The organism is Variovorax durovernensis (assembly GCF_977011995.1).
Genome location: NZ_CDRNCW010000002.1, coordinates 814,846 through 838,251 on the forward strand (window position 1 = coordinate 814,846; position 23,406 = coordinate 838,251).

Annotated in this window: 25 protein-coding genes; 10 read left to right on the forward strand and 15 right to left on the reverse strand. The window is 67.2% G+C overall.

What is annotated here, in order from left to right; all coding sequences use genetic code 11:
• The first annotated feature begins 51 nt into the window (after positions 1-51).
• Entirely contained in the window at positions 52-1,083 is a 1,032-nt protein-coding gene (adhP, locus tag ACWV14_RS35865; RefSeq protein ID WP_454908584.1) for an alcohol dehydrogenase AdhP, read from the forward strand.
• 5 nt (positions 1,084-1,088) lie between these two features.
• On the forward strand, positions 1,089-2,084 hold the full coding sequence (locus ACWV14_RS35870; RefSeq protein WP_454908585.1) for a zinc-dependent alcohol dehydrogenase family protein: 996 nt from the start codon (positions 1,089-1,091) through the stop codon (positions 2,082-2,084).
• 34 nt (positions 2,085-2,118) lie between these two features.
• Here ACWV14_RS35870 and ACWV14_RS35875 read toward each other — a convergent pair whose 3' ends face one another.
• The gene (locus tag ACWV14_RS35875) at positions 2,119-2,943 is read right to left on the reverse strand and encodes a universal stress protein (RefSeq protein ID WP_454908586.1); all 825 of its coding nucleotides are present in this window, start codon (positions 2,941-2,943) and stop codon (positions 2,119-2,121) included.
• 238 nt (positions 2,944-3,181) lie between these two features.
• Between ACWV14_RS35875 and ACWV14_RS35880 the strand changes: the two genes are divergently transcribed.
• From ACWV14_RS35880 to ACWV14_RS35890, 3 genes are all read left to right on the forward strand, one after another.
• Positions 3,182-4,762, forward strand: a complete 1,581-nt coding sequence (locus ACWV14_RS35880) for an oleate hydratase (RefSeq protein ID WP_454908587.1) — start codon at positions 3,182-3,184, stop codon at positions 4,760-4,762.
• Between the two features lie 108 nt (positions 4,763-4,870).
• Positions 4,871-5,074, forward strand: coding sequence for a YgaP family membrane protein (locus ACWV14_RS35885; protein ID WP_454908588.1), 204 nt, complete (start codon positions 4,871-4,873; stop codon positions 5,072-5,074).
• Positions 5,075-5,245: 171 nt separating this feature from the next.
• A complete protein-coding gene (locus tag ACWV14_RS35890; RefSeq protein ID WP_454908589.1) occupies positions 5,246-5,596 on the forward strand; it encodes a hypothetical protein in 351 nt (116 codons plus the stop codon).
• 36 nt (positions 5,597-5,632) lie between these two features.
• Here ACWV14_RS35890 and ACWV14_RS35895 read toward each other — a convergent pair whose 3' ends face one another.
• Both ACWV14_RS35895 and ACWV14_RS35900 read right to left on the reverse strand, forming a co-directional pair.
• Positions 5,633-5,842 carry a hypothetical protein gene (locus ACWV14_RS35895; RefSeq protein ID WP_454908590.1) on the reverse strand — a complete coding sequence of 70 codons (210 nt, stop codon included), beginning with the start codon at positions 5,840-5,842 and terminating at the stop codon, positions 5,633-5,635.
• A 43-nt stretch (positions 5,843-5,885) separates the two neighbouring features.
• A complete protein-coding gene (locus ACWV14_RS35900; RefSeq protein ID WP_454908591.1) occupies positions 5,886-6,449 on the reverse strand; it encodes a hypothetical protein in 564 nt (187 codons plus the stop codon).
• A 321-nt stretch (positions 6,450-6,770) separates the two neighbouring features.
• On the opposite strand from ACWV14_RS35900, the gene ACWV14_RS35905 reads away from it, so the two are divergent.
• The gene (locus ACWV14_RS35905; RefSeq protein WP_454908592.1) at positions 6,771-7,388 is read left to right on the forward strand and encodes a LexA family protein; all 618 of its coding nucleotides are present in this window, start codon (positions 6,771-6,773) and stop codon (positions 7,386-7,388) included.
• A gap of 223 nt (positions 7,389-7,611) precedes the next feature.
• A complete protein-coding gene (locus ACWV14_RS35910; RefSeq protein ID WP_454908593.1) occupies positions 7,612-7,848 on the forward strand; it encodes a hypothetical protein in 237 nt (78 codons plus the stop codon).
• A gap of 12 nt (positions 7,849-7,860) precedes the next feature.
• On the opposite strand, the gene ACWV14_RS35915 is transcribed toward ACWV14_RS35910, so the two are convergent.
• The 11 genes from ACWV14_RS35915 to ACWV14_RS35965 all read right to left on the reverse strand — a co-directional run bounded on the left by ACWV14_RS35915 (position 7,861) and on the right by ACWV14_RS35965 (position 17,675).
• Positions 7,861-8,565: a sulfite exporter TauE/SafE family protein gene (locus ACWV14_RS35915; RefSeq protein WP_454908594.1), complete on the reverse strand. Its 705-nt coding sequence runs from the start codon at positions 8,563-8,565 to the stop codon at positions 7,861-7,863.
• 2 nt (positions 8,566-8,567) lie between these two features.
• A complete protein-coding gene (hemN, locus tag ACWV14_RS35920) occupies positions 8,568-9,968 on the reverse strand; it encodes an oxygen-independent coproporphyrinogen III oxidase (protein WP_454908595.1) in 1,401 nt (466 codons plus the stop codon).
• Between the two features lie 5 nt (positions 9,969-9,973).
• On the reverse strand, positions 9,974-10,237 hold the full coding sequence (locus ACWV14_RS35925) for a hypothetical protein (protein ID WP_454908596.1): 264 nt from the start codon (positions 10,235-10,237) through the stop codon (positions 9,974-9,976).
• The gene (locus ACWV14_RS35930) at positions 10,234-10,515 is read right to left on the reverse strand and encodes a FixH family protein (RefSeq protein ID WP_454908597.1); all 282 of its coding nucleotides are present in this window, start codon (positions 10,513-10,515) and stop codon (positions 10,234-10,236) included. The genes ACWV14_RS35925 and ACWV14_RS35930 overlap by 4 nt, the downstream gene beginning before the upstream one ends.
• Before the next feature lie 18 nt (positions 10,516-10,533).
• Entirely contained in the window at positions 10,534-11,949 is a 1,416-nt protein-coding gene (gene ccoG, locus ACWV14_RS35935) for a cytochrome c oxidase accessory protein CcoG (protein ID WP_454908598.1), read from the reverse strand.
• Positions 11,950-11,961: 12 nt separating this feature from the next.
• Entirely contained in the window at positions 11,962-12,897 is a 936-nt protein-coding gene (gene ccoP / locus ACWV14_RS35940; RefSeq protein WP_454908599.1) for a cytochrome-c oxidase, cbb3-type subunit III, read from the reverse strand.
• 11 nt (positions 12,898-12,908) lie between these two features.
• A complete protein-coding gene (locus ACWV14_RS35945) occupies positions 12,909-13,049 on the reverse strand; it encodes a cbb3-type cytochrome oxidase subunit 3 (RefSeq protein ID WP_081267746.1) in 141 nt (46 codons plus the stop codon).
• A 20-nt stretch (positions 13,050-13,069) separates the two neighbouring features.
• Positions 13,070-13,699, reverse strand: a complete 630-nt coding sequence (ccoO, locus tag ACWV14_RS35950; protein WP_454908600.1) for a cytochrome-c oxidase, cbb3-type subunit II — start codon at positions 13,697-13,699, stop codon at positions 13,070-13,072.
• Between the two features lie 9 nt (positions 13,700-13,708).
• Entirely contained in the window at positions 13,709-15,145 is a 1,437-nt protein-coding gene (ccoN, locus tag ACWV14_RS35955) for a cytochrome-c oxidase, cbb3-type subunit I (protein WP_454908601.1), read from the reverse strand.
• A gap of 65 nt (positions 15,146-15,210) precedes the next feature.
• Positions 15,211-15,348, reverse strand: coding sequence for a cbb3-type cytochrome oxidase assembly protein CcoS (ccoS, locus tag ACWV14_RS35960; RefSeq protein WP_454908602.1), 138 nt, complete (start codon positions 15,346-15,348; stop codon positions 15,211-15,213).
• The gene (locus ACWV14_RS35965; RefSeq protein ID WP_454908603.1) at positions 15,348-17,675 is read right to left on the reverse strand and encodes a heavy metal translocating P-type ATPase; all 2,328 of its coding nucleotides are present in this window, start codon (positions 17,673-17,675) and stop codon (positions 15,348-15,350) included. The genes ccoS and ACWV14_RS35965 overlap by 1 nt, the downstream gene beginning before the upstream one ends.
• Before the next feature lie 104 nt (positions 17,676-17,779).
• Here ACWV14_RS35965 and ACWV14_RS35970 point away from each other — a divergent pair, with 104 nt between their 5' ends.
• From ACWV14_RS35970 to ACWV14_RS35980, 3 genes are all read left to right on the forward strand, one after another.
• Positions 17,780-18,223, forward strand: coding sequence for a universal stress protein (locus tag ACWV14_RS35970; protein ID WP_454908604.1), 444 nt, complete (start codon positions 17,780-17,782; stop codon positions 18,221-18,223).
• Between the two features lie 356 nt (positions 18,224-18,579).
• A complete protein-coding gene (locus tag ACWV14_RS35975; RefSeq protein WP_454908605.1) occupies positions 18,580-19,644 on the forward strand; it encodes a ThuA domain-containing protein in 1,065 nt (354 codons plus the stop codon).
• A 31-nt stretch (positions 19,645-19,675) separates the two neighbouring features.
• Positions 19,676-21,898 carry an outer membrane protein assembly factor BamB family protein gene (locus tag ACWV14_RS35980; RefSeq protein ID WP_454908606.1) on the forward strand — a complete coding sequence of 741 codons (2,223 nt, stop codon included), beginning with the start codon at positions 19,676-19,678 and terminating at the stop codon, positions 21,896-21,898.
• 79 nt (positions 21,899-21,977) lie between these two features.
• Here ACWV14_RS35980 and ACWV14_RS35985 read toward each other — a convergent pair whose 3' ends face one another.
• Positions 21,978-23,405: an ELWxxDGT repeat protein gene (locus tag ACWV14_RS35985; protein WP_454908607.1), complete on the reverse strand. Its 1,428-nt coding sequence runs from the start codon at positions 23,403-23,405 to the stop codon at positions 21,978-21,980.
• Position 23,406 lies beyond the last annotated feature (1 nt).

Genomic DNA, 23,406 nt, shown 5'->3' on the forward strand with positions numbered 1-23,406 from the left:
GCATCGGCGCGTCCCGGGCTACCCTTCATTCCCGTGCCAGAGAGGTCCGCCATGCCCATGATGAAAGCCGCCGTGGTCCGCGCGTTCGGGCAGCCCTTGCAGATAGAGGAAGTACCGGTACCCGGCGTGCCGCCCGGACAGGTGCTGGTGAAGGTCGCGTCCTCCGGTGTGTGCCACACCGATCTCCACGCCGCCGACGGCGACTGGCCCGTGAGGCCGACCCTGCCCTTCATTCCCGGCCACGAGGGCGTGGGCCACGTGGCGGCGGTGGGCGCCGGCGTGAAGCATGTCAAGGAAGGCGACCGCGTGGGCGTGCCATGGCTTCACACGGCCTGCGGCCACTGCGAGTTCTGCATCACCGGCTGGGAAACGCTGTGCGACCACCAGCAGATGACCGGCTACTCCGTGGACGGCGCCTATGCCGAGTACGTTCAGGCCGACGCGGGCTACGTCGGCCACCTGCCCGCCAACGTGGGATTCAGCGAGATCGCGCCGGTGCTGTGCGCCGGGGTCACGGTCTACAAGGGCCTGAAGATGCTCGACTGCAAGCCGGGCGACTGGGTCGCGATCTCGGGCCTCGGTGGCCTGGGCCATCTGGCGGTGCAGTACGCCAGGGCAATGGGTTTTCATGTGGTGGGCGTCGACATCGACGAGACCAAGCTCGACATGGCCAGGGCGCTCGGCGCCGACATGGTCGTCAACGCCGCCACCCAGGACCCGGCGCAGGAAATGCAGCGCGCCATGCACGGCGTGCACGGCGCGCTGGTGACCGCCGTATCGCGCAGCGCCTTCGCGCAGGCGCTGGGCATGCTGCACAAGCGCGGCACCATGGCGCTGGTGGGGCTTCCGCCGGGCGATTTCGCGCTGCCGATCTTCGACGTGGTGCTCAACGCCAAGACCGTGCGCGGCTCCATCGTGGGCACGCGCAAGGACCTGCAGGAGGCGCTCGACTTCGCCGGCGAAGGCAAGGTGCACACCATCTTCAGCACCGACCGGCTGGAAAATATCAACAACGTGCTCGAACGCATGCGCCAGGGGCGCATCGAGGGCCGCGTGGTCCTGAGCCTCACCGACGAGATCTGAACATCATGCGTGCAATGGTGCTCGGCGCGGCGTGGCTTCCCCTCGAACTGGAGTGCCGCGCGACACCGCAGCCCGGTCCCGGCGAATTGCGCCTGCGCGTGCTGGCCTGTGCGGTCTGCCGCACCGACCTGCACATCGTCGACGGCGAATTGCCGCTGCCCGTGCTGCCGATCGTGCCGGGGCATGAGATCGTCGGCGTGGTGGAGGCGCTCGGTGCCGGCGTAGAGGGCTTTGCCATCGGCGAGCGGGTGGGCGTGCCCTGGCTGGGCCACAGCTGCGGCTGCTGTGCCTTCTGCATGGACGCGCACGAGAACCTGTGCGATGCGCCGCGCTTCACCGGCTACCACCGCGACGGCGGCTTCGCGAGCCACGTGATCGCGGAAGCGGCGTTCTGCCTGCCGTTGACCCTGCCCGAGCCCGACGCCGCCCGCATCGCTCCCCTGCTCTGCGCGGGCCTGATCGGCTGGCGCAGCCTCAAGGCCGCGGGCGAGCTTGCGCATGCGCGCCGGCTGGGCCTCTACGGTTTCGGTGCCGCCGCGCACCTCATGACGCAGGTGGCCGTCGCCCAGGGACGCGAGGTATACGCCTTCACGCGGCCCGGCGACCAGGCCACCCAGGCTTTTGCGCGCAGCCTGGGTGCGGCATGGGCCGGCGGCTCGGACCAGCGCCCGCCCGAACCGCTGGACGCGGCGATTCTGTTCGCGCCTGCCGGCGAACTCGTGCCGGCCGCATTGCGCGCCGTGCGCAAGGGCGGCAGGGTCGTCTGCGGCGGCATCCACATGAGCGACATCCCCTCCTTCGCCTACCGGCTGCTCTGGGAAGAACGCAGCGTGGTCTCCGTGGCGAACCTGACGCGCGCCGATGCCCGCGAGTTCCTGGATTTCGCCCAGTCCCATCCGCTGCAGGTGCATGTGAAGACCTATGCGCTCACCCAGGCCAACGAGGCGCTGGCCGATCTGCGCGCGGGCCGGATCGAAGGCGCGGCGGTGCTGGTGCCGTGAGCCGGCGCGGAACCGGCAGTGCCTGCCTTCACGCTCAGTGCGACATCAGCACCGGCAGCGTCATCCACTGAAGGATCGACAGCGTCGCCCCGCCCATCACCCATTCGCGTGCCCGGCTATGGCCATAGCAGCCCATGACCAGCAGGTCCGCGCTCAGGTCGGCCGCGAAGGACAGCAGCCTGTTGCCGGCGTCGTCGTCCTTGTTGCCGCCCGCGTGCAGGGTGGCATTCACGACACCCTGGGCCCGCAGGTAGTCCTGCAGGCGCTGCAAGGAGCCTTCGGCGTCCTCGCCATAGGCGACCACATGCACGCGCGACGCGGTGCGCAGCCATGGCAGCGCCGCCGTCACCGCGCGCGCGGCTTCGCGGGTCTCCTTCCATGCCACCAGCACGTTGCGGCCGACCGGACCGACGGGCCCCGCATAGGGCAGCACCAGCGCCGGCCGGCCGCTTTGCACCAGCACGCTGGGCAGGAAGTCGCCAGGCAGTTCGCCGTCCATCGGGTCGTTGCGGTCGCGCTGGCCCAGGATCATCAGGTCGGCATAGAGCGCGCGCCGCGCGAACCCCCAGGGGCCGTCGCTTTCAGGTTCGGCCCAGTGCATGCGCTGCGAGCCCGCACTGCTGGCCATGAAGGTGGCGTGCATCTTGTCGCGCGCCGCCTTGTCGATCTCCTGCATGATCGCGACGGCTTCGGCCGCGGCCTCGATGGCGAACGGATAACGCATGAGCGCGGACAGGGTGCAGGGCCTGCCCGTGACCTCGGCGTCGAAGGTCTCGGCCAGCTGGCGCGCCAGCTTGATGCGCTCCACCGTGCGGGCGGAGCCGTCGAGGTGAAGCAGGATAGATCTGGGCGTTTGCATGAAAGCTCCTTTGGCCGGCGGCAGGTGATGTGCAGACCTTAGGCCGCGGCTTGCCGCGAAGCATTGCGCTGCATCAACCGCGCGCTGATGCGTGACCGCCGTGTTGCTTGATCGGGCGCAAACCCGCACCGCAGGCACCGGCCTAGCCTCGGGACGACTTCTCGACTTGGCTTCGAAGTCGCGGCCGGATATCGCGCGCCTGTCGTGGCGCCGCCGGCATCACCAAAGGAACCACACCATGACTGCCTTCCAACAAGCCTGCATCGTGGGCAGTGGCATCGGGGCGCTGTCCGCCGCCGTGCTGCTGATCCGCGACGCCGGCATGCCCGGCTCGCAAATCCGCATCCTCGAGGAATCCACGCTGCCCGGCGGCGCGCTCGACGGCGGCGGCAATGCACCGCAGGGCTACGTGACGCGCGGCGGGCGCATGTTCACCGACGAGACCTACACCTGCCTGTGGAATGTGCTCGAGAGCATTCCCTCGCCCGGCACGCCCAACCGCACGGTGCGCGACGAGATCCGGGCCTTCAACGCGCTGTGGCGCTCCGATGCGCATGCCCGGCTGATCGACCGCAACCGCCGCATACTCGATGCAAGCGACCTGGGCTTCAACTTCCAGGACCGGCTGGAGCTGATGCGCCTGCTCGCCACGCCAGAGCGCGCGCTGGGCACCAAGCGCATCGAGGAGTGCTTTTCCACCCACTTCCTGGACACCCATTTCTGGGCCATGTGGCGCACCACCTTCGCGTTCCAGAACTGGCACAGCGCGGTCGAGCTGAAGCGCTACATGCTGCGCTTCCTGCAGGAGCTGCCGCGCATCCACACGCTGGGCGGCGTGCGGCGAACCGAGTTCAACCAGTACGACAGCATCGTGCGCCCGATGGTGAAGTGGCTGCTTGAGCACGGCGTGCGCTTCGACTACGGCACCCGCGTGGTCGATGCGGACTTCACCGCCGGCGCGCAGGGCCTGCGGCTCGACACACTGCATTGCATGCGCGAGGGGCGACCGTTCACCTATCGCCTGGGCGCGCAGGAGTGCGCCTTCATCACCATCGGCTCGATGACGGCCGACTCGCGCAACGGCAACGATCACCAGGCGCCGGAACTGGTGCGCGACCAGCGCGACGGCGCCTGGACCCTGTGGCGAAACATGGCGCGCAAGGCACCGTGCTTCGGCCGGCCGGAGGCCTTCTGCGGCAACGTCGACGAGAGCAAGTGGGAGTCGTTCACCCTCACGATGCGCAGTCCGCTGCTGATCCGGCGCATCCAGGCCTTCTCGGGCAACGCCCCCGGCACCGGCGGCCTCATGACCTTCAAGGACTCGAGCTGGCTGATGTCGATCGTGGTGCCGCATGCGCCGCATTTCGAGGACCAGCCCGAAGGCGTCTTCACCTTGTGGGGCTACGGCCTGCTCCTGGACACCCAGGGCAACTACATCGAGAAGACGATGTCCGAGGCCGGCGGCCAGGACATACTGACGGAGCTCATGCACCACCTGGGCTTCGAGGACATCCTCGAAGAAGTGCGGCGCACCACGACCGTGGTGCCGGTGATGATGCCCTACATCACCAGCGAGTTCGAATGCAGGAGCGCGTCGGACCGGCCGCCGGTCATACCCGTCGGCGCGCAGAACTTCGCCTTGCTGGGCCAGTACGTGGAAATTCCCGAGGACGTGGTCTTCACGGTCGAGTATTCCGTGCGCGGCGCGATGCACGGTGTCTACGGACTCATGGGCCTGGACACCGAAGTGCCAGCGATCTACCACGGTATTGCGGACCCGAAGGTGGCGCTGGCCAGCCTGCGCACGCTGATGGGCTGAGGGCAGCAGGGCCTGCACGCAGCCGCGCTCGAAGATTGATCCATCGCAAGGCCGCTTGCCGGTCGGCCGCGCAAGATCTTCATTCATCGAGTCCAAGGAGAAAGCTTCATGTCTTTCCTGTCGAACAATGTCGGAACCCTCGACCGCGCGGTGCGCATCGGCGCCGGCGTGCTGCTGATCGCGCTGGCCGCCATGGGAACCATCGGCGCCTGGGGCTACATCGGCGTGGTGCCGCTGCTGACCGGCGTGGTGGGCACTTGCCCGGCCTACTCCCTCCTCGGCTTCAGCACCTGTGCACGCCGCGGGCGCTGAGAGCCGAGTCCACTCGCCTCGCCGGGTCGGGAGCCTCCCATGCCGTTCTTATTCTGGCTACGCATTGCGCTGTGCGTGGCGCTGGGCGCCGCCGTCCTGTGGTGGGCGATGCGGCTGCTCATCATGTGGGTCACGCTGGACTGAGGCCTGCGCGCAGGTACATCCATGTGCATGGCTCTCCTCAAGAAGCTCGCTACCGTACGGCTTCCCCATTCCGAAGCCGATCCCGCGATGATCGACAGGTTGCGTGTGCTCGAGGCCGCCGGCCACATCAGGGTGCTGATCCCGCCCGTGCATGTGGACTGCGATCACTGCATGCGCCAGCCGCCGGCCACCGTGCTCGAGATCACACCCCAGGGACGCAGGGCCCTGAACACGGAGGTGATCGAAGAGGATGCATCACTGCCCGCCATGCACAGCATGCATGCCCGGACGCGCCGGAACAAAGGCGCCAGCGCCGCGCTGGACCTCGCCCAACTGGCCGCGTGGTTCAGCGGCACCAGGCCTCGATCTGGCGACTGAGGCTCGGCCGCGTCGCTGCGCCGGCCGAGGAAACTGCTATTGGATGCTGGAGGCAAACCATCGAAAGGTGTTCTTCCGGTTCTGCGAGTTGCCTCCGGTCCGGATGAACAGGAAGCCGAATTGCGCATTGCCCAGCGAGTCGACTGGAATGCCCGCGGCTCGCAGGGCCGCGATTTCATCGTGCAGGCTCAGGTCGAGCGGCAGTTTCAGCGTGATGGTCGCGCTGTGGATGGTCTGCTTTTGCATTGTTCACTTCCCTTGCGTATTCCCGAATATCCCAACCAGTCCCCTATGAAGGGCCGGCAGCCAGGAGCCTTGCGCGCAGCATGCCTTCGCGCAACGCATCGACGACATCGGCGGGCATGCCGCTCCCCAGGTCAAAGGCGGTCGCCTCGCCTGCATCCGATTGCACGACGATGACGTCGCGCACGCCGGCCTGCGAAACATCGTCGATGGGGTGATGCGCATCGACCGGCATCTCCGTCGCTCGCCGCAGGTACAGATCGAAGCGCCCATGAAAGCCGAGCGGCAGCAATTCGCCATGCACCTGCCGGACGACTTGCCGATGACGCGGTCCGGGGTAGAAAGCGGACGTCCAGCGAATGCGCGCCCTCGTGTCATCGATGGAGGTCACGCGGGCTCCGACGAAAACCGCGCCGTGGGCGAACATGCGGAATTCCCCGAGTGCCTCGAAATACCGGAACTGACGGTCGACACGGTCCTGAACCCAGGCAATTCCGTGCCCGTTCGGCTTCAGCGCACGCGAGGCCTGGCAGGCGGCCCTCACGCGCTCACCGAGCGTTCTGCCCGCAGCGAATTCGCTGACGGTTGCCAGGCGCAGATAACGGTACATGGCCGTCAGCGGACGCGCACAGCGCCGTCGACCGGACGATGCAACAAGAGCATTGGCATGGGATTCCCTCGAGAAACGCCGGCAGTGAATGATTTTTTAGCGAACCGGCAGCGAGTTCATCCTAAGACTGCGAAAGGACTAAATCCAGGATAGAAATTTCGTCCAACAGATACAAAACTATCCGCTTCGGATGAGCGGAGTGCCGATAGAACCCGAGCGATTCATCTGCTCACATGACCCATCGCCAATTGCCCCTGTCCCAGTGATGGAAGAGCTATCATCGATTTTCTTTCTATCTGAAACAGCGCCTACCCTAGGGCTGTGAATAGCCGTCAACTAATTCGCGAAGGACGCAAGCGCCTCCAGATGAGCGAGCAGCAATTTGCTGATGCGCTGGGGGTTAGCCGTGGCGCAGTACAGCAATGGGAAAAGCAAGGCGGCACAGCTCCCAAGCGGGCCAACCAGGCACGCGTGGCGAAACTGCTTGGTATTTCCGTAGCCGAACTGGTCTCGGGTGTGTCGGCGGGTGCACGAGGGGTCGACGTGCGTGCTGAAGTTCCCCTGGTCTCCGAGGTCGAGGCTGGCAACTACACAGTCATCGACAACTTCAAGCCGACGACGCAGTTCGACTCCATCCCTGTGAGCGTGCCGGTCAAGCGGCATACCTACGCACTGAGGGTCCATGGCGACAGCATGGTCAGCGAAACCGGCGACTCGTTCCCCTCCGGCTCCATCCTGATCGTGGAACCGGAGATGGAGGCCATCCCCGGCGACTATGTGATCGCGCTGAACGAGGCCAGCGAAACCACGTTCAAGCAACTCGTGAAAGACGGCGGAGACCTGTATCTCAAGCCATTGAATGGCCGATACCCCATCAAGCCGCTCGGCGAAGCCCGGGTCATCGGCGTCGTGCGCGAGTTCACCAAGCGTTTTAGGTAGCGGGCGCGAAAAATCGCAAAGATATAGATAGATTTTCTACGAAAGGATACATTTTCCATCCTGGCGCAGCGACCGCCTGGCTCATTCGGGCAAGGCATGGCTGCGGCGAAAAGGATCGAAACATGGATCCCCCGCAGCTGCTCACAACCGGCGCGAGTTCTCGCCGGCCAGAAGAACCGGCCGGCAACCGGGGCTGCCCGAATCCTGGCGAAAGCAGGTGGCAATGAAGCTGATCCTGCCGCCACAGTACCGGGACCGGTTCGAGTTCGTGTTCCACGTCGACCAGAGCTTCGACGGCCAGACCGTCGTGTGCAAGGCCGAGATCTTCGAGCACTCTGTCCTCAAAGCCGTCTTGCAGATCGTGGACACGAAGCGCACGCGCCTCGAAGTCGTCGATGCGGTCCTGGTTCGCTGCATCCGCTGGGCGGATCTTCGGATCAGCGACGGAGCCGGCGTCTGATTCATCTCTCCCTCAGCGGCACCAGGCGTCGATCTGGCGAACAAGGTCCGACCACAGGGCCTGTACCGCCACCGCAGCCAGCAGCACCCCAGCCAACCGGGCGCCCCACGTCTGGCCCGCCCCGCCGCCGGCCAACCGCAAATGCCGCCAAAGCCATGGCCCGATCAGCAGCGAGATGGCGCTGCCGGCAGCAAACAACGCCATGAGCGCCGCGCCCTCCAGGGCCCCGTTGCCCAGGCCGGCCAGCATCAACGCCGAATACAGCAGCCCGCAAGGCAGCGCCACCCACAGCAGCCCGGTTGCAAGCACGCCCAGCCACGTGCCGCCGGCATGGGAGCGGAGACGCGATTCGAGCGAGCGGCCGATGCGCTGCGCCCACAGCGGCTGCCGGCCCGTGGCGGCCAGCATCGCGCCCCAGGCGAACACGAACACATGCAGCAGCACCCACAGCGGCCGCAGCGCGGCAATCTGGGTGCTGGCCAGTGCCAGGCTGTCGACGCTGGCAGCGGCGACGGCGCCCGCCGCCGCGTAGCTCGCGACGCGTCCCAGGTGAAAAGCGCCCGGCGCCGCGAGCAGCGGCATCGCACCGTGCTGCCCCGTGGGCGCGAGCGGCACGATGCGGATGACCGCCGACGAAGCCGCACCGCACATCGCCACGCAATGCGGGCCGCCGGCAAGGCCCATGACAAACGCGGCACCGGCGAGCGCGAGCTGCATGGTCAGACCACGCGGGAAAAGCGCGTGCGGTTCGCGCGGGCGTAGCGGTCGAACACCATCGCGACGGCACGCACCAGGAACCAGCCCTGTTCGGTGACCGTGACGTCGTGGTCGCTCAACCGCACCATGCCGCAGGCGGCCAGCGGCCCGAGCGCCGCGAATTCGGTGGCGAAGTAGTGCCGGAAATCGACCGCGTGGGCCTCGCCCATTGCATCGAAGTCGACCCGGCCGCGGCACATCAGCGCCATGATCACCGCGCGGCGCAGCAGGTCGTCGCGCGACAGCGCAAGGCCGCGCACCACGGGCAGAAGCCCCCGGTCGAGACGGTCGTAGTACTCGTCGAGCGTCTTGGCGTTCTGGCTGTAGGTGGCGCCCACGCGTCCGATGGCGGAGACGCCCAGCGCGATGAGGTCGCCTTCGGGCCGCGTGCCGTAGCCCTGGAAGTCGCGCTGCAGCCTTCCGTGCCGCTTCGCGGCGGCAAGCGGATCGTCGGGCAATGCGAAATGATCCATGCCGATGTACACGTAGCCGGCTTGCGTGAGCACATCGATCGCACGCGCGAGCATGCGCACCCGCCCGGCCGCATCCGGCAGTTCCTCGGCCACGATGCGCCGTTGCGGCTTGAAGCGCTCGGGCAGGTGCGCATAGGCGTAAAGCGCGATTCGGTCGGGCCGCAGTTCGCGGATCTGCGCCAGCGTGCGTTCGAAAGAGGCGTCGTTCTGCCGCGGCAGTCCGTAGATCAGGTCCACGTTGATCGACTCGAAGCCCAGCGCACGCGCGGCCGCCATCAGCGAGAAGACCTGCGACGACGGCTGCACGCGGTGCACGGCTTGCTGCACCGCGGGGTCGAAGTCCTGCACGCCGAAACTCAGGCGGTTGAAGCCCAGTGCCGCCAGGTTCGACAGCCGCTGCGCGTCGACGGTGCGTGGATCGATCTCTATCGACCGCTCGCCGCCGCGCTCGAAGGAGAAGGAGCGGTGCAGCAGTGCGGCGAGTTCGCCCAGTTCCTGGTCGTCCAGGAAGGTCGGCGAGCCGCCGCCCAGGTGCAGTTGGCTCACGGTCGCGCCGCGCCCAAGCTGCGCCGCCTGCAGTTCGATCTCGCGCGCCAGGTAGGCCAGGTACTGCCGTCCCCGCTCCCGGTGGCGCGTGACGACCTTGTTGCAGGCGCAGTAGTAGCAAAGCGATTCGCAAAACGGGATGTGCACGTAGAGCGAAAGCGGCCCCGCTTGCGCGCTGGCGTCGCGTCGCTCGCGCAGCGCCTGCAGGTAGTCGTCGGCACCGAAGGCCTCGACGAAGCGGTCGGCGGTGGGGTAGGAGGTATAGCGCGGCCCGGGAACGTCGAACTGCCGCAGCAGATCGATGGGCAAGGCAGGCGCGGGGACGCCGAGGACGGCTGAGGACATGGTCATCACGAAGAGGTTTGCTGCGGGACACCGCGGCGCTCGGACGCTGGCGGCCTGGCGAGCAGCACCGTGCAGGCGCTCGATGCCGCCGCCATCAGCCAGAAGACGAAGAACGCCACTGTGTAGAGGCTCTGGCGGGACATCCGCAGCGCATCTGCGCCGCAGAAGGTGTTCAGCGGATCGAACAGCGCGAACACCAGCACCTCCATGCCGCAGGCCACCAGAAAGGAGGGCCAGAGGATGGTCGCCAGCTGGCGCCACCCGTTCATGACCCGGGCCTCCCCGATGGCAGCGGCACATCTTCGGCGGGCGTGAGCGCATGGTTTCGCCCTGCGAGCGCGGGCATGAGTTTCTTGTCGCCCAGCGTCTTGTTGATCTCCATGCCCTCGCGGTAGTAGTCCTCGGACACCAGCACTTCGGGGCGGGAGAGCGCGAGCCAGAGCGTCACGAAGCCTGCGACCACCACCACAGCCGGCCCCGCGATCACCATCCACAGCATCGGGTAACGCCACCATGCAAGCGCCGGGGGTTCAGTTGTTGTTGCCATCGTGTTCATCTCGACCTTTCAGCGCGGCACCAGGAAGACCGCTTTTTCGGAAACCTGCACCGCGCCACCCTCTTCCCGGATGTCGAAGTGCACCGTGTGGGAGCCGGCCGGCACTGCGCCGTAAGGCACCTGCAGCCGCACCGCGACCCAGCGCGACTGGGCCGGCTCGACCGCAACCGATTCGTCCGGCGAGACGCTCAGGCCTTCGATGCCGTGCGCGGCGATCCGGTAGCGCTGCGGCTGCTCGGTGGCGTTCATGACCTGGAGCCGGTAGACGTTCTCCAGGCGCCCGCCTTCCACGATGCGCGCGAGCGATGCGCGGTCGCGCACCACGTCGACCTTCAGCGGCGTGCGCGTGACGAGGCTGGCCAGCAGTCCGGCCACCAGCAGCGCGAGGACCGCCGCGTAGACCAGCACGCGCGGACGCAGCACGCGGCGCAGCAGCTGGCGGCCGCTCCAGCGGCCTTCCATGCCGTTGTGCGTGTCATAGCGGATCAGCCGCGGCGCATAGCCCATCTTCGTCATGACGGTGTCGCAGGCATCCACGCACAGGCCGCAGCCGATGCATTCGTACTGCAGGCCCTCGCGGATGTCGATGCCGGTCGGGCACACCTGGACGCACAGGCCGCAGTCGATGCAGTCGCCCAGCGCCAGCGTGCGCGGGTCCGGCCCCTTGCGGCGCGGTGCGCGCGGCTCGCCGCGCGCCGGGTCGTAGGTGACGATGAGCGTGTCGCGGTCGAACATGGCGCTCTGGAAGCGCGCATAGGGGCACATGTACTTGCACACCTGCTCGCGCATGAAGCCGGCGTTGCCGTAGGTGGCCAGGCCGTAGAAGAAGACCCAGAACACTTCCCAGGAGCCCATCTGCGTCTGCAGGAAGGCCATGCCCAGCTCGCGGATGGGCGTGAAGTAACCCACGAAGGTGAACCCGGTCCACAGCGCGATGCCGATCCACACGATGTGCTTGAACCACTTCTTCACCAGCTTCTCGAGCGACATCGGCTCCGCGTCCAGCCGCATGCGCGCGGTGCGGTTGCCCTCGATCCTGTGCTCGACCCACATGAAGATCTCGGTGTAGACCGTCTGCGGGCAGGCATAGCCGCACCACAGGCGGCCCGCCACCGCGGTGAACAGGAAGAGCGACAGCGCGCTGACGACCAGCAGGCCCGAGAGATAGATCAGGTCCTGCGGATACAGCACCACGCCGAAGATGAAGAAGCGGCGCGCGGCCAGGTCGAACAGCACCATCTGCCGCCCGCCCCACTCCATCCAGGGCATGCCGTAGAACACGAGCTGGGTCAGGAAGACCATGGCCCAGCGCCAGCGCGCGAACACGCCGCGCACCGTGCGGGGATAGATCTTCTTCGAAGCCTCGTAGAGGCCGACCTCCTCGGCCGCCGGGACGCTGGCGATGGGAATGATCTTGCGCGACATGGACCTGCGGCCTCAGGGGCCGGCCGCCACAGGCACGGCAGCCGTGGTGTTCGTGTTCGAGAACCCCCAGACATACGAGGCCAGCAGCTTGATCTGTGCCTCGGTGAGCCGGCCCTGCTGCGCCGGCATTTCGTTGCGCTTGCCCTCGTTGATCATCTGGATGATGGCGGCCTCGCCGTAGCCGTGCAGCCAGATCTTGTCGCTGAGGTTGGGCGCGCCCAGCGCCTGGTTGCCGACGCCGCCGATGCCGTGGCAGGCCGCGCAGGCGGTGAACTTCGATTTGCCGAGGCCGGCGCGCAGCGAGTCGTGCGGTTCGCCCGACAGGCTCAGCACGTAGTTGGCCAGGTTCTTCACGTCGTCCGGCGTCCCGACGGCCGCGGCCATGGGCGGCATCATGCCGATGCGGCCGTTCGTGATGGTCTCGACGAGCTTGTCGGGCGTGCCGCCGTGCAGCCAGTCCTTGTCGGTGAGATTGGGAAACCCTTTGCTTCCGCGCGCATCCGAGCCGTGGCACTGCGCGCAGTTGTTCATGAACAGGCGCTCGCCGATGCCCTTGGCCTGCGGGTCGCGCGCCACCTCCTCGACCGGCATGGCCGTGAAGCGGGCATAGACCGGGGCAAGCGCCTGCGTGGCCTTGGCGACCTCCGCTTCGTAGGCGCCGCGCGAGCTCCAGCTGGACTGCCCCCCGAAGCTTCCCAGGCCGGGGAAGATTGCCAGGTAGCCCAGAGCGAAAACGATGGTCAGCACGAACAGCCCGATCCACCACATCGGCAGCGGGTTGTTGGCTTCGCGCAGGTCTTCGTCCCAGACGTGGCCGGTGGTGTTGTCGGCGCTGGCGGGCACGCGCTTGCGGGCCGTCAGCCACAGCAGCAGCACGCAGCCGAGGATGCTCAGCAGCGACGCCACGGCGACGTAGTTCGACCAGAAATGGCTGATGAAATCGCTCATCGTGATCTCCTTCAGTCCTGCTCGAACGGCAGGCGGGCCGCTTCCTGGAAGTCGCGCGCATTGCGCCGCGAGTACGCCCAGATCACGATGCCGATGAAAAGCACGAAGCAGACGACGGTGGCGGCAACGCGCAAGGTGGTGATGTCGATCATTGGTTTCGCTCCTTCGCTGCTTACTTGAGTGCCAGGCCCAGCGACTGCAGGTAGGCCACCGTGGCTTCCATCTCGGTCTTGCCCGCGACCTCGTCCCGGGCCTTGGCGATCTCCTCGTCGGTGTAGGGCACGCCGACTCGGCGCAGGGCGCGCATGTGGGCCGGCAGCGACTCGGCGTCGACCGGGCTCTTCTCCAGCCATGTGTAGGCCGGCATGTTCGACTCGGGCACGAGGTCGCGCGGATTGTTCAGGTGGATGCGATGCCACTCGTCGCTGTACTTGCCGCCCACGCGATGCAGGTCGGGTCCGGTGCGCTTGCTGCCCCACTGGAACGGGTGGTCGTAGACGAACTCGCCGGCCACGGAGTAGTGGCCGTAGCGCAGCGTTTCCGAGCGGAAGGGGCGGATCATCTGCGAGTGGCAGTTGTAGCAACCCTCGCGCAGGTAGATGTCGCGCCCTGCGAGCTGCAGCGGCGTGAGCGGCTTGACGCCCTGCACCGCCTCGGTGGTCGATTTCTGGAAGAACAGCGGCACGATCTCGACGAGGCCGCCGATGGCCACGACCACCAGGATCAGGACGATCATCAGCAGGTTGTTGGTCTCGATCTTCTCGTGGGAGAAGCCTGCGGACCCGGGTGTCTTGGGGTTCATGGTGTGTCCTCAGGCGTGGGCCATTGCGGGTGGAATGCTTGCGCGCACCGAGAAGCCCGAGATGACGGTCATCCAGACGTTCCAGGCCATCACCAGCATCCCGCTCAGGTAGAGCAGGCCGCCGATCAGGCGCACCACGTAGAACGGGAAGGTGGCCTTCACGCTCTCCACGAAGGTATAGGTGAGCGTGCCGTCGGGGTTGATGGAGCGCCACATCAGGCCCTGCATCACGCCGGCGATCCACATGGCCGCGATGTACAGCACGATGCCGATCGTGGCCGTCCAGAAGTGCACCTCGATCGCCTTCACGCTGTACATGGTGGTGCGGCCGTACATGCGCGGGATCAGGTAGTACAGCGAGCCCATGGTGATGAAGCCCACCCAGCCGAGCGCGTCGGAGTGCACATGGCCGATGGTCCAGTCGGTGTAGTGGCTCAGGGCGTTGACCGTCTTGATGGACATCATCGGGCCTTCGAAGGTCGACATGCCGTAGAACGACAGCGCGACGATCAGGAAACGCATGATCGGGTCGGTGCGCAGCTTGTGCCAGGCGCCCGAGAGCGTCATCACGCCGTTGATCATGCCGCCCCAGCTCGGCGCCAGCAGGATCAGCGAGAACACCATGCCCAGCGACTGCGTCCAGTCGGGCAGTGCGGTGTAGTGCAGGTGGTGGGGGCCCGCCCACATGTAGGTGAAGATCAGCGCCCAGAAGTGCACGATGGACAGCCGGTACGAATACACCGGGCGGCCCGCCTGCTTGGGGATGTAGTAATACATCATCCCCAGGAAGCCGGCCGTGAGGAAGAAGCCGACGGCGTTGTGGCCGTACCACCACTGCACCATCGCGTCCTGCACGCCTGCATAGGCCGAATAGCTCTTCATCCAGCCGGCGGGAACCACCGCGCCGTTCACGATGTGCAGCAACGCCACCGCGATGATGAACGCGCCGTAGAACCAGTTGGCCACGTAGATGTGGCGAACCTTTCGCCGGCCGATGGTGCCGAAGAACACGATGGCGTAAGCCACCCAGACCACGGCGATCAGGATGCCGATGGGCCATTCGAGTTCGGCGTATTCCTTGCCTCGGGTGTAGCCCAGCGGCAGGCTGATGGCGGCCGCCACGATCACCAGCTGCCAACCCCAGAACACGAAGGAAGCGAGCGCAGGCGCGAACAGCCGGACCTGGCAGGTGCGCTGCACCACATGGAAGCTCGTGGCCATCAGTGCGCAGCCGCCGAATGCGAAGATCACTGCGTTGGTGTGCAGCGGCCGCAGCCGCCCGTAGCTGAGCCATGGAATGCCGAGGTTGAGTTCAGGCCATGTCAGCTGGGACGCGATGATCACGCCGACCAGCATGCCGACCACCCCCCAGACCACGGACATGAGAGCGAACTGCCGCACGACCGTATCGTCGTAAATCGCGGCGGGTGGGTTCGTTGCTTGCATCGTCGTGCCCTTTGTTGGATGACGGGGAGTCTCTCCGCGGCCTCGCTCGCGAGCCTTGATGCAAATCAATCGTTGTGCAGGATGCGGTCGCCCTCGACCTCGATGTCCTCGAACTGGCCGCGCTCGATGGCCCACCAGAGCCCGCCGAGGATCACGAGCACCAGCATCACGGACAGCGGGATGAGCAGGAAGAGGATGTCCATCAGCGGACTGCCTGGCCGGCGGCGGCGAGCCGCGCCGCGTTGAGGACCACCACGAGCGAGCTCGCGGCCATGCCGAGGCCGGCAAGCCACGCCGGCAGCCAGCCGGCGACGGCGAGCGGCACGCACAGCGCGTTGTAGCCCGCGGCCCACGCGAGGTTCTGGCGCACCACGCGCATGGTCCGGCGTGCCTGCGCGATCGCCTCCGGAATGGCGCACAGCCGGTCCCCCAGCACGACGAAATCGGCGCGCGCCCGCGACAGCGGCACGGCGCGGCCGAAGGCGAAGGACGCGTTGGCGCGCGCCAGCGACGGGCCGTCGTTGAGGCCGTCGCCCACCATCACGATTCGCCGGCCCTCGGCCTGCAGCCGCCACAGCACGTCGAGCTTGTCCTCCGGCGTGCAGCCGCCCTGCGCGAATGCAATGCCGGCTTGAGCGCCGATGTCTTTCGCGGCGCTCTCGCGGTCGCCCGACAGCAGCCGCACCGTCAGTCCCTGCGCGCGCAGCGCCGCCACCGCCGCGCCGGCATCCGTGCGCAGTTCCTCTGTCAGCACGAAGCTGGCGACCCATCCCTTCCCGTCGGACAGATGGACCTGCACAGCCTCCACCTGCAAAGGCGGTACGCCGCAGAAGGCGGCCGATCCGAGGCGCGTGCGCTGCCGTGCGCCCGAGCCATCGCGGCCGCGTCGCATCACGCCTTCGAGCCCGAGTCCGGCGGTCTCGCCGACGTGCGTCACGCTCCAGTCCGGCGGTGTGCGGAACTGGGCATGCCACGCATTCACCAGCCCCTGCGCGACAGGGTGCAGCGACTGCGCCGCGAGCGCTGCCGCCATTTCCAGCGCATCGCCGGGCCGCAGGCCCTGCCGGCAATAGATGCGCTCCAGGCGCGGGATGTCGCCGGTCAAGGTGCCGGTCTTGTCGAACACGACCGTGTCGACCGACGCCAGGGCCTCCAGCGCCTGCAGGTTGGACGTCAGCACGCCGCCGCGCGCCAGCGCGCCCGCGCTCGCGAGCATGGCGGCCGGCGTGGCCAGCGAAAGCGCGCACGGGCAGGTCACGATCAGCACCGCCACCGCCACCATCAACGCCCGGCCCGGGTCCACCCGCCACCAGAACGCCGCCGCGGCCACCGCGGATGCCAGCACCACGACGAGGAACGGCCGCGCCACCCGGTCCGCCAGCAGCGCCAGGCGCGGCTTGTTCATAGCCGCGCTTTCCATCAGCCGCACGATCTGTGCAAAGCGCGTGCTCTCGCCCACCGATTCGATGCGCACCCGGACCACCGCCGACAGGTTGTGGCTGCCGGCCAGCACGTGGTCGCCGCAAGGGCGCGGCACGGGGCGCGATTCGCCGGTGAGCAGGGCCTCGTCCGCGCTGGTGTCGCCATCGATCACCACGCCGTCGGCCGGAAACGCCTCGCCGGGGCGCACCCGGACCACGTCGCCGACCACGAGCCGGCGCGCGGCCACGCGGACCCAGCTGCCGTTGCGGGCCAGCCGCTCCACGCTGTCGGGCAGCCGGTGCATCAGGGCCTCGAGCGACCCGGCAGTGCGCTCGCGCAGGCGGGCCTCCAGCCAGCGTCCGGTCAACAGGAAGAAGACGAACATCGTCAGCGAGTCGAAGTAGACCTCGTGGCCCAGCGGCCCCCCGCTGTCGAAGGTGGCGGCGCTGCTGACCACGAAGGTCATGAGCACGCCGAAGGCCACGGGCAGGTCCATGCCGATGCGCCCCGCGCGCAGGTCGCGCCAGGCGCTGCGGAAGAATGGACCGCAGGAGAACAGCACGACGGGCAGCGTGAGCACCCATGAGGCCCAGCGCAGCAGTTGCGCCGCGTCGGCCGTCATGTCGCCGGGCCTGGCGATGTAGGCCGGGTAGGCGTACATCATGACCTGCATCATGCAGAAGCCCGAGACCAGCCAGCGCCAGAGCGCCATGCGCAGTTCGCGCGCGCGCTGCAGGCTCGCAGGCTGGCTGTCGGCGGGAAGCAGCGGGTAGCCGGCGGCGGCCGAGGCCTCGAACCAGCGCGAAGGCCGGGTGGCCGCGGCCGACCACACCACGCGCGCGCGCCTGCTCGCGGCGTTGACCTGCGCTTCGAGCACGCCCGGCACCTTCCGCAGCGTGTCTTCGACGGTGAAGGCGCAGGCGGCGCAGTGCATGCCCTCTACCGCGACCTGCGATGCCCACTGACCAGTGGCCGCATCGCCTTGCTCCAACTGGCTGAAGGCCGCCCACTCGAGCGGGTCGTCGAGCAACCGCCAGGTCTCGGCTGTGGCCGTAGCGGCGGGTGCGGACGATGGATGCGGAGAGAACGGGGCGAGCGCGGCTTGCATCGCAGCGAGGCTAAGGCCGGCCCCAGCCGCGCTTCTTGATCTGCATCAACGAGCGGGGCCCCGGCCTGCCTAAGCTCGCGCAACACCTTCCCCGGAGACCCCACATGTTCAAACGCATCCTCGTCGCCACCGACGGCTCCACGCTCTCGAAGAAGGCCGTGACGAGCGCGATCGCACTCGCCGCCCAGAACGACGCCGACCTCGTGGCGCTCAACGTGATTCCGCGCTATCCCAGGAGCTACCTGGAAGGCTCCATGACTTTCTCGGCGGAAGACATCGGGCGCATCGAGCAACAGTGGGCCGAGAAGGCACAGGCAATGCTCGACACCGTGAGCGCGCGCGCCAAGGAAAGCGGCGTGCGGATCAAGACGGCGACGGCCAACTCCGATCTGGTGGCGGAATCGATCATCGCCGCGGCGAAGAAATACAAGAGCGACCTGATCGTGATGGCGTCGCACGGGCGCAAGGGCATCAAGCGCCTGCTGCTGGGCAGCGAGACGCAGCACGTGCTTGCGCACTCGACGCTGCCGGTGCTCGTCCTTCGCTAGTGCGTTTCCGACGATAGAGAGTCGCGCGCCTGCGCGATCTCTCGAACCTGCCTCCCCGCCTCGCCTGGCAGCGGGGACTGCACACGACCGTTCCCAGCGTCGTTGGCAGGTTCTGAGCGCTGCAAGTATTGCAGCGCGGCCGTGGCGCATCCGGCCGCCCGGCAGCCTGTCCTTCCGAATCATTTGAAGCGGCGGTTTTCGCTCGATTTCAAAATAGGAAGGGATTTCCATAATGGAAATAATTTCCACAAAATTCCTATGATCGCCCCCGGCCGACTCCGTGACCGCGGAGCAGCCGGCCAGCACCGGCAGAGCGCTCGCACCTCTGCGCCATCGATCAGAACGAGGAGACTCCCTTGGAATTTGGCAAATCATTGACTTTCAGGCTCGCATCGACCGCGGCCCTGGCACTGGCCGTGACCGCATGTGGAGGAGGAGACGGCGGCGGCGGCGCAGGCATACCCATCGCCGCCCTGTCCGCTTCGCCGGCCGCACCCAGCAGTCCGGCGGCCCCTGTCGAAGAAGCGCCGCTCGCGCCGACGGATCCGGTCGCGGAGGCGCCGGACGACAGCTTCGACACCTACTACAACGTCTGCAGAGGCACGAACCCCAAGTGCTACAACGACTGGGGCGCCTTTGCCACGACGCCTGACCGGGTGCTGGTCTATTCGCGCACCGCAGGCCCGCGCCATGCGGTGCTGGGCACGCCGATGGCAGCCGGCCTGAACCCCGTGATGAACCCGGACAACGTGATGCAGGCAGGCCTGGTGCGCATGCTGTCGGCCGAGGGCATCACCGTCGACTGGACGGAAGACGTCGCGATCCTCAGCGGCCGCATCAACAACTACAAGGCGATCATCTTCGCGAGCTCGAACCGCGACACCTTGTGGAACGGCGCGGTCAGCACGAGCCAGGATGCCGCGCGCACGGCGCTGCGCAACTACATGCGCCGCGGAGGCGGCTTCGTCGGCCTGCACAACGCCTTCGGCGCGGAATACAACTGGCCCTACTACGAAGGCCTGCTGGGCAACGCGAACTTCTACAACCACGGGCCGAACCGCGGCGGCGATGTCGAAATCGTCTCGGACGACCCTTCGACGAAGGACGTGCCCAAGCGCTTCTCCTTCCAGGACGAGTGGTACAACCTCATGCCCTTCCCCACCAAGGTGAAGTTCCTGGCCAAGGTCGATACCTCGACGCTGAAACCGCTCACGGCGGCACCGCACCCGGGCCACGCCGACTTCCATCCGGTCGCCTGGTGCCAGTACTACGACGGCGGCCGCGCCTGGCTCACGACCCTCGGTCACAACGCCCACTCGTTCACCGCCGACCTGCAAGGCGTCGGTGCCATCGAGTTCCAGAAGCTCGTCGTCCAGGGCGTCAAGTCGGCCATGGGCCTCACGCCTTTCTGCACCGAGTGACGCCCAGCAACCGTTCACGGGACAGACATCCATGAAGCAAAAATCATTGGTCACGTTGCTGGTTTCCTGCGGCGTGCTCGCATCGCCATTGCTGATCACCGCCTGCGGCGGCTCGAGCGGCGACGGCACACCCTTCCTGCCGGTAGCGCCGGCTCCAGCGCCGCCACCGTCATCCAGCGCGCCACCGCCAGCGCCGCCGCCGGCGGCCGCAGCGCCCGCGTCCGACCTGTCGGACTGCTGCACCGCCGGCGACAAGGACTTTCCGAAGGTGGGAGGCAACCTCGGCAACCAGAACTACTCCAGCCTGCGCAAAATCGACAAGGGCGCGATCGGCCGATTGGGCGGCGCCTGGGTCAACCAGATCGAAGGCGGCATGGCCACCGGCAACAACCAGAGCACGACGGTGGTGGTCGACGGCGTCATCTACATCGAATCGGCCGTCGGCAATGTGGTCGCGGTGGACGGCAAGACCGGTCTTACGAAATGGAAATGGACCACGCCCTACGGCGCCATCACCCGCCGCGGCGTGGCCGTCGCGAAGGATCTGGGCCTGGTGTTCACCGTGGCCACAGGCAACCGGCTGGTGGCGCTGCGTACCGACACGGGCGCCATCGCCTGGATCAAGCAATATCCGAGCAGCACCACCGACCCCGACTATCAGGGCGCGCTGCAGAAGGTGGCTCTGGTCTATCACGACAAGCGCCTCTACCTGGGCACCAACGACGGCAACCGCGGCGCCGCCTTCTCCGCCGATGCGCTGACCGGCAAGGTGCTGACTTCGTTCTGGGGCGTACCGCGCGCCGGCGAAATCGGCTACGACACCTGGGGTGGTGCCGCCGAGTCCGATCGCACGGGCGCGACGCCCTGGATCCATCCGGCCGTGGACCCGGAACTGGGCCTTGTCTACTGGACCTTCGGCAATGTGCGCGGCGGCTCGTCGCAGAACGGGTCCGCGCGACCCGGGCTGAACCTGTTCGCCAATTCGATCGTCGCCCTCGACCTCAAGACCGGCGAGTACAAGTGGCACTTCCAGTCCGTCCACCACGACATCTGGGACATGGACAACGTCATGTCGCCGGTGCTTGCGGACGTGAAGATCGACGGGCGTGATCGCAAGGTCGTGATCTACGGCAGCAAGACCGGCATGTACTACATACTCGATCGCAAGGACGGCAGCGCGCCGCTGGGCATCGACGAAGTGCCGGTGAAGCAGGATGCCCGCCAGGCCAGCTGGCCCACGCAGCCCATGCCGCGCCAGGGCGCCTGGACCGAGACCTGCATCGTGGACCAGCCATTGGGCACGGCGATTCCGGGCGATCCCAACCGCGCGGTGCCGAACTATGTGAAGGGCTGCCTCTACGACGCGCATTGGGACGTGCCGATCCTCTCCATCCCGGGGCACGGCGGCGGTGCCAACTGGAACCACCAGTCGTACAGCCAGCGCACCGGCCTGGTCTACACAGGCATGGGCTACGTGTCGGCCGCGCATTCGCTGACCGAGGCGAGCAACGGCCTGCGCCCGCCGGGCACCTACATGACCGGCGCCGTCGTGGCCGTCGATCCGGGCACCAACCTCGTCAAGTGGAAGAAGCAGATGCCGTACTCGCTTGCGCACGGCAACGGCATCCTGACCACGGCGTCCGATCTTCTCTTCATCGGCCAGCCCGACGGCAACCTGCTGGCCATGGATGCCAATGACGGCAGCGAGCTGTGGCGCTTCCAGACGGGAGCCGCGATCAGCGCCAGCCCGATCACCTACGAGATCGACGGCGAGCAGTATGTGGCGGTGTTCTCCGGCGGTACGAGCATTCCGTATGGCGACTCGGCGCCTCGCGGCGACCGCCTGTGGGCATTCAAGGTCGGCGGCACGGTGCAGCCGCCCGCGACGCCGACTCCGCCTGTCGTGCGTCGCCCGGTGTCTGGGTCGGCCGTGGAAGGTGCGGCGCTGCCCACCCCCAACACGGTGTTCCTGGCGCGTGTACAGACTGCCGGAAACGCACCCGGAACGGTCGAGTCGACGGCGGTCAACGCCATGACACCGACCTTCATGCGCGTGCCGGTGAACACCACGGTCACCTTCACCAACCCGGGCGGCAACGCCAACACGCATTGCGCCACCCAGTTCTTCGAAGGCCGCTTCGACTTCAGGCTGGCGCCGGGACAGTCTGCGAACCACACCTTCGACGCGCCTGGCGAGTACTTCTACAACGACTGCCACAGTCCGCGGCCCACGGGCAAGATCGTCGTGTACTGATCTGCGTCGTTCGCAGACTCCAGGCAAAAAAACACCGGCATTTGCCGGTGTTTTTTTGCTCGCAAGGATCAGGGGCGGATCAGCGCAACCGCTCCTTGAGCGGGTCTCCGACCAGTGCGACCCGGCCATCCGGATGGCGTATCCACAGGCGCTCATTGCCATGGCCGTCATCCGCCACGAAGAGCACCGCCTCTGCGAGCGTACGAAAGCCCAGCGGCATCGAGTTGCGAGGACCTGCCGCGACATCGGCCACGGTGCGGGTACCGGCCGACGAACCGTCGCTCGTCCATGGCTCGACGCCGCTCGCTGACCCGCCGTTCGCTGAAAACCACAGCCGCGACCCGATGGCCGCGAAGCGTGCCGGAGAGCCGCTTTCGGCGCCTGGCGCGATGTCCTTGACGAGTGCGGTCCCCTTTGCCGTGCCGTCGCTGCGCCACAGTTCCGCACCGGACACACCGTCTGTCGCGGCGAAATAAAGCCGCCCTCCCATCGTCGACAAGGGGCTTGCAATGGCGCCCTCCGCGCCCGGGCGAATGTCCGTCACAAGCGTCGTGCCGGCCGTGGTGCCGTCGCTCTTCCACAGTTCGGTGCCATGGACGCCGTCGTTGGCGGCGAAGTACAGCATGCGATCGAGTGCGATCAGATGCGCGGGGCGCGAGGATGCCTCTCCCGGGCGAATGTCCTTCACCATTTGCGTGCCCCGCTCGGTGCCGTCGCTCTTCCACAGCTCGGCCCCGTGCGCACCGTCGTTCGCGGTGAAGTAGATGCTGTCGCCCACGGCGGTCAGGCCCTGAATGTCAGCGTCCTCGAGCCCCGGGCGGATGTCCTTCACCATGCGTGTGCTCTGCGGGGTTCCATCGGTGACCCAGAGTTCGTGGCCGTGTTCGCGCGTGGTCGCGGTGAAGAACAGGCGCTTGCCGGCGACCGTGAGCTGGCGTGCGACCGCGCGGGGACCGGCGTTGATCGAGGACACGCGCGTGGTGGTTCGCGCGCTGCCCGAGGTCTTCCACACCTGGAAGCCGGTGCTGCCGTCATTGGCGACAAAGTACAGCGCGTCGCCGAACACCGTCAGCTCGCTGGGCATGGAGCCTTCCTCGCCCGGCCGCAGATCGATCACCAGCGAAGTGCCCGCGGCCGTTCCGTCGGTGGCCCAGAGTTCGAGGCCGCGCTCGCCGTCCGTGGCGGTGAAGTACACGCGGCCGCGGAACGGCGTCTGCCAGACGGGAAAGGACCCCCGGAAGCCGGGACGGATGTCCTTGAGCATCTTCGTGCCCGCGGCGCTGCCGTCCGTGATCCAGAGCTCCTGGCCCGAGCTCACGTGGAAGGCGGAAAAGAGCATCCGCGCGCCCAGCGGCGTCAGTCCGGTGGGAGAGACGAAGGCAAGCCGCTGGCGCTGTTCAGGAAGAACTTCGCGATCGGGGTCCTGCGCAAACGCGGGAGACTGGGCGAAGAGCGCCAGCGCGGCAAACCACGCGGGGCGCGCGAAGCGCATCGCAGCCTTGGCCATC

Bases quoted from the DNA above. Each gene is read 5' to 3' on its own strand.
- ACWV14_RS35930 (WP_454908597.1), bottom strand. From the start codon at position 10,515: ATGGCAACAACAACTGAACCCCCGGCGCTTGCATGGTGGCGTTACCCG.
- ACWV14_RS35925 (WP_454908596.1), bottom strand. From the start codon at position 10,237: ATGAACGGGTGGCGCCAGCTGGCGACCATCCTCTGGCCCTCCTTTCTG.
- ACWV14_RS35880 (WP_454908587.1), top strand. From the start codon at position 3,182: ATGACTGCCTTCCAACAAGCCTGCATCGTGGGCAGTGGCATCGGGGCG.
- ACWV14_RS35890 (WP_454908589.1), top strand. From the start codon at position 5,246: ATGGCTCTCCTCAAGAAGCTCGCTACCGTACGGCTTCCCCATTCCGAA.
- adhP (WP_454908584.1), top strand. From the start codon at position 52: ATGCCCATGATGAAAGCCGCCGTGGTCCGCGCGTTCGGGCAGCCCTTG.
- ccoN (WP_454908601.1), bottom strand. From the start codon at position 15,145: ATGCAAGCAACGAACCCACCCGCCGCGATTTACGACGATACGGTCGTG.
- ACWV14_RS35915 (WP_454908594.1), bottom strand. From the start codon at position 8,565: ATGCAGCTCGCGCTCGCCGGTGCCGCGTTTGTCATGGGCCTTGCCGGC.
- ACWV14_RS35900 (WP_454908591.1), bottom strand. From the start codon at position 6,449: ATGTACCGTTATCTGCGCCTGGCAACCGTCAGCGAATTCGCTGCGGGC.
- ACWV14_RS35970 (WP_454908604.1), top strand. From the start codon at position 17,780: ATGTTCAAACGCATCCTCGTCGCCACCGACGGCTCCACGCTCTCGAAG.
- ACWV14_RS35885 (WP_454908588.1), top strand. From the start codon at position 4,871: ATGTCTTTCCTGTCGAACAATGTCGGAACCCTCGACCGCGCGGTGCGC.
- ACWV14_RS35870 (WP_454908585.1), top strand. From the start codon at position 1,089: ATGCGTGCAATGGTGCTCGGCGCGGCGTGGCTTCCCCTCGAACTGGAG.
- ccoS (WP_454908602.1), bottom strand. From the start codon at position 15,348: ATGGACATCCTCTTCCTGCTCATCCCGCTGTCCGTGATGCTGGTGCTC.
- ACWV14_RS35875 (WP_454908586.1), bottom strand. From the start codon at position 2,943: ATGCAAACGCCCAGATCTATCCTGCTTCACCTCGACGGCTCCGCCCGC.
- ccoP (WP_454908599.1), bottom strand. From the start codon at position 12,897: ATGAGCGATTTCATCAGCCATTTCTGGTCGAACTACGTCGCCGTGGCG.
- ccoO (WP_454908600.1), bottom strand. From the start codon at position 13,699: ATGAACCCCAAGACACCCGGGTCCGCAGGCTTCTCCCACGAGAAGATC.
- ACWV14_RS35910 (WP_454908593.1), top strand. From the start codon at position 7,612: ATGAAGCTGATCCTGCCGCCACAGTACCGGGACCGGTTCGAGTTCGTG.
- ACWV14_RS35945 (WP_081267746.1), bottom strand. From the start codon at position 13,049: ATGATCGACATCACCACCTTGCGCGTTGCCGCCACCGTCGTCTGCTTC.
- ACWV14_RS35895 (WP_454908590.1), bottom strand. From the start codon at position 5,842: ATGCAAAAGCAGACCATCCACAGCGCGACCATCACGCTGAAACTGCCG.
- hemN (WP_454908595.1), bottom strand. From the start codon at position 9,968: ATGTCCTCAGCCGTCCTCGGCGTCCCCGCGCCTGCCTTGCCCATCGAT.
- ccoG (WP_454908598.1), bottom strand. From the start codon at position 11,949: ATGTCGCGCAAGATCATTCCCATCGCCAGCGTCCCGGCGGCCGAGGAG.
- ACWV14_RS35985 (WP_454908607.1), bottom strand. From the start codon at position 23,405: ATGGCCAAGGCTGCGATGCGCTTCGCGCGCCCCGCGTGGTTTGCCGCG.
- ACWV14_RS35965 (WP_454908603.1), bottom strand. From the start codon at position 17,675: ATGCAAGCCGCGCTCGCCCCGTTCTCTCCGCATCCATCGTCCGCACCC.
- ACWV14_RS35980 (WP_454908606.1), top strand. From the start codon at position 19,676: ATGAAGCAAAAATCATTGGTCACGTTGCTGGTTTCCTGCGGCGTGCTC.